We start from the raw sequence: 3,491 nt of genomic DNA, 5'->3' as shown, positions 1-3,491 counted from the left end.
CCGTACTGGTTTAAAGTTAATCCACTATAACGCCGCCGGTGCAAGCAATGAATAAAGGTCGTCTGAAAACGGATTTTCAGACGACCTTTAATGTATGAACCCCTACCCTTTTGAAAGGCGTTTCATTGTTTGATTCAGAGCATGACTGCCAAACGGAAAACCGCCCATCCCGCGACCAATAGTCCGGCGCACAGACGGATGGCTCTGCGTTGTAAAAGTGTTTTCAATTGCGCTGCAAAAACCCCCATTGCCAACAAATTCGGCAACGTTCCCAGTGCAAAAGCCAACATATACAGCCCGCCCTGCACCGCATTGCCGCTGCCTAAAGCATACAATGAAGCGCTGTATACCAAGCCGCAAGGCAGCCAGCCCCACAACATGCCTACGCCGAAACAAGCCGGAACGGATTTAATCGGCAGCAGTCGGTTCAAAATCGGATTCAAACGTTTCCATATCGGTCTGCCTATGCGCTCAATCTGCGTAGCCGCCGTAGAAAGGCCCGCCAGATACAGCCCCAACAGCAACAGCAAAATATTCGCCGCAACATACAGACCGTTTTGCAGCCAGCGCGTATCATCCAAAGAAATACCGATTTGTCCGACCAGCCCGACAATCAAACCTATCAATACATAGCTGCTGATGCGTCCCAAATTCAATAGGACAATCAGTCCCAGCCGATTAAGATGCGGCGGAAGCTGCAACGCAAACGCACTACTCAACCCGCCGCACATTCCGACACAATGTGTACCGCCGAAAAAGCCGAGTAGAAATAGGGTGAAAAAAGTGATGTCGTAATTCATTATTGGAAAGGCGATGTATCGATAGAAGTATGATTTGTCAGAAAAACGGAAAACGATATGATGAAAGCCAATCTTTAAATATTTTCAAGAAGTTGCCATCTTGATTTTCGCGTTGATTTTAAACCCATCCATGACTATCTGTCCGCTTTTGCACTGGCTTTCTTGTGATACTGATTTTATTGATGACTTCCGCCATCTTCCATTTTCTGCCCAACAAAATTACCCAGTCTGACTGTCCACTTATATAAAAAATTCCAAATTTCAAAAGGTCGTCTGAAACGCTAGATAAAGCATTTTCAGACGACCTTTTTCCATTCGAATCAAACACGGATGTCGGGTACTTTATTGAACAAACGATAGAAATTGTCGCTGGTGTAAGCGGCAAGCGTTTCTACGGGTTCGCCGCGCAGTTTCGCCACAAATTCGGCGGTATAACGGACATAGGAAGGTTCGTTAGGCTTACCGCGTTTGGGAACCGGGGCGAGGAATGGGGAGTCGGTTTCGACCAGCATTCTGTCCGCAGGGACGTATTTGGCGGCTTCCTGAATTTGCGGGGCATTTTTGAAGGTAACAATACCGGAGAAGGAAATGTACAGCCCCAAATCCAAAGCGGCTTTGGCAAAAGCGGTATCTTCGGTGAAGCAGTGGATAACGCCGGAATTGGTTTGACCTTCTTTCAGAATCGCCAAAGTATCGGCGGCGGCATCGCGGGTGTGGACAATCACAGGCAAACCGCTTTCGTTGGCGGCTTGGATGTGTTCGGCGAAGCGGCGGTGCTGCCATGCCAAATCGCCTTTGCACCAGTAATAATCCAAGCCCGTTTCGCCTATGCCGACGACTTTCGGGTGTTTTGCCGCTTCCACCATTTCAGCGACGGTAAATTCTTCGGCTTCTTGGCTGTCGGGGTGAACGCCTATGGTGCAGTAAACCTGTTCATTGGCTTGGGCAATGTCGAAGACTTCGGCGAAACTCTGTTTGCTCACGCTGATGGCAAGCGCCTGCTTGACGCTTTGTTCTTCCATGTTGGCGAACACTTCAGGCAGACGGTTGCTCAATCCTTCGAAATTGAGGTGGCAGTGCGAATCGATTAAATGCATGATTTTAAAGCGTGAAGGTAACGCGGTCGCTGCGCAGTTTCGGTCCCAGCTCGCCTTCAATCAGGGTTTTCGCCTGAAGGCAGCTTTCGTGTTCGGAAAATGCGAGTCCGACGCCTTTGGGACGGTGTGCGGAAGTACGTGCGGGGTTGATCCAGACGACTTTGGTAGGCAGGAAGCGTTTGGGATAATCGGCGATTTCAACGGCGAGCAGGATGTCTTCGCCCAAGGAAAATACGTCTTCGGTCGGAACGAAAAGTCCGCCGTGTTCGAGAAACGGCATATAGCAGTTGTAGAGCAGGGTCGGGTCTTTAAGCTGCAACGCCATCATTTTCGCCGGAATGTCTTTATTGTTGTTTACCATTTTGTTTTACCTTATCTGATTATTTGTTTTGCCAAAATTCGAGATATTCAGTCAGCAGATACTCAAGCTGCATTTTAACACTCAAGGTGTGGTATCCGTAAGGGCTGAGTGCGTTCAGACGACCTGTCAGTGCAAACAGGCGGCGCGGATCGGTTTTGGAAGCCGTTTGCGACAATGCCTGCGCGTAATCGGGATAATAAAGCGGCGGCATTTGTTGTTGCGCCAAGCCGACATCCAACAGCCATTTCTGCATCCAATCGATGAAGACTGCCAACGGCTGCTTGTGTTTATCAAACGCAGCGGCATAGTCGAGTATCGCCAGCAGGCGCGGGGCGGCAAGCAAAGTGAGCAGTTCTTCGCGCAAGTCATCCATTTCAGGCGTATGGGCAAACAAAGGCGCGCCACTGTGAAAAGCCAGCAAAGATTCCGCATCACCTACACCCTCTTTCCGAAGATATGCCAAAGCTTCGTCGCGCGAAGGTGCGGGCAAAACCATCTGGCGGCAACGGCTTTTAATGGTCGGAAGAAGCTTGTCGCGCGCATGCGTAACCAGCAAAAAAACAACATGTTGCGGCGGTTCTTCCAAAGCTTTGAGCAATCCGTTTGCCGCCTGCACGTTCATACTTTCAGCAGGATAGACCAATACCACCCGCAATCCGCCGCGCACAGCCGTCAGATAAATGTTCTCCACAATATCGCGTACGGCATCTATTTTAATCTGCAACAATTTTCGCCCGACCGCACCATCTTCGGGAGTTTCAGGAGTGAGCTCGTAAAAATCAGGATGACTGTTTTGCAAAAACAAATGACACGATGCGCATACACCACAAGGCTGATGATCTTCCCGAGGCGATTCGCACAGCAAAGCCTGCGCCACAAACCGCGCGAACGCCGTCTTACCGGTGTTTTCCTTGCCGGTAAACAGCCAAGCGTTCGGACGGTTTTCCCAATGGCCGGCAAGCTGCCGCCACTGGTTTTGATGCCACGGATAAATCATATCGGGAAGTACAAGCGTTTGGACAAAAGCGTGATTATACAGGGAAATGTTAGAGGTCGTCTGAAACCGAGAATACAATTCGAAACGTTTATAACATCGTTTCTATCCTCTTTCCGCCTCTTCTCAGCCTTTTTGACTCTCCCTTCTTCTCAAAAGGTTCCCTGCCCCTATTTCCCTAGCGTCATCTACCGCAACGGACGTGAACGCGCTATTTGGTGGAGACGTAGTCGGCATAG

At 49.7% G+C, this 3,491-nt stretch carries 4 protein-coding genes; all 4 read right to left on the bottom strand.

Translation table 11 applies throughout. From position 1 onward, the window contains the following. Positions 1-134: 134 nt before the first annotated feature. Positions 135-800, bottom strand: coding sequence for a sulfite exporter TauE/SafE family protein (locus HMPREF2726_RS01385; protein ID WP_036491625.1), 666 nt, complete (start codon positions 798-800; stop codon positions 135-137). Positions 801-1,120: 320 nt separating this feature from the next. Next, entirely contained in the window at positions 1,121-1,897 is a 777-nt protein-coding gene (locus tag HMPREF2726_RS01380) for a TatD family hydrolase (RefSeq protein ID WP_009312430.1), read from the bottom strand. Between the two features lie 4 nt (positions 1,898-1,901). Further along, positions 1,902-2,258: a PilZ domain-containing protein gene (locus HMPREF2726_RS01375; protein WP_003760734.1), complete on the bottom strand. Its 357-nt coding sequence runs from the start codon at positions 2,256-2,258 to the stop codon at positions 1,902-1,904. A 19-nt stretch (positions 2,259-2,277) separates the two neighbouring features. Further along, positions 2,278-3,255: a DNA polymerase III subunit delta' gene (locus HMPREF2726_RS01370; RefSeq protein ID WP_009312433.1), complete on the bottom strand. Its 978-nt coding sequence runs from the start codon at positions 3,253-3,255 to the stop codon at positions 2,278-2,280. Positions 3,256-3,491: the final 236 nt, after the last annotated feature.

The sequence above is a fragment of the Neisseria sp. HMSC074B07 genome (genome assembly GCF_001810355.1).
Lineage (GTDB): Bacteria > Pseudomonadota > Gammaproteobacteria > Burkholderiales > Neisseriaceae > Neisseria.
This window is presented reverse-complemented; position numbering and strand designations above follow the sequence as displayed.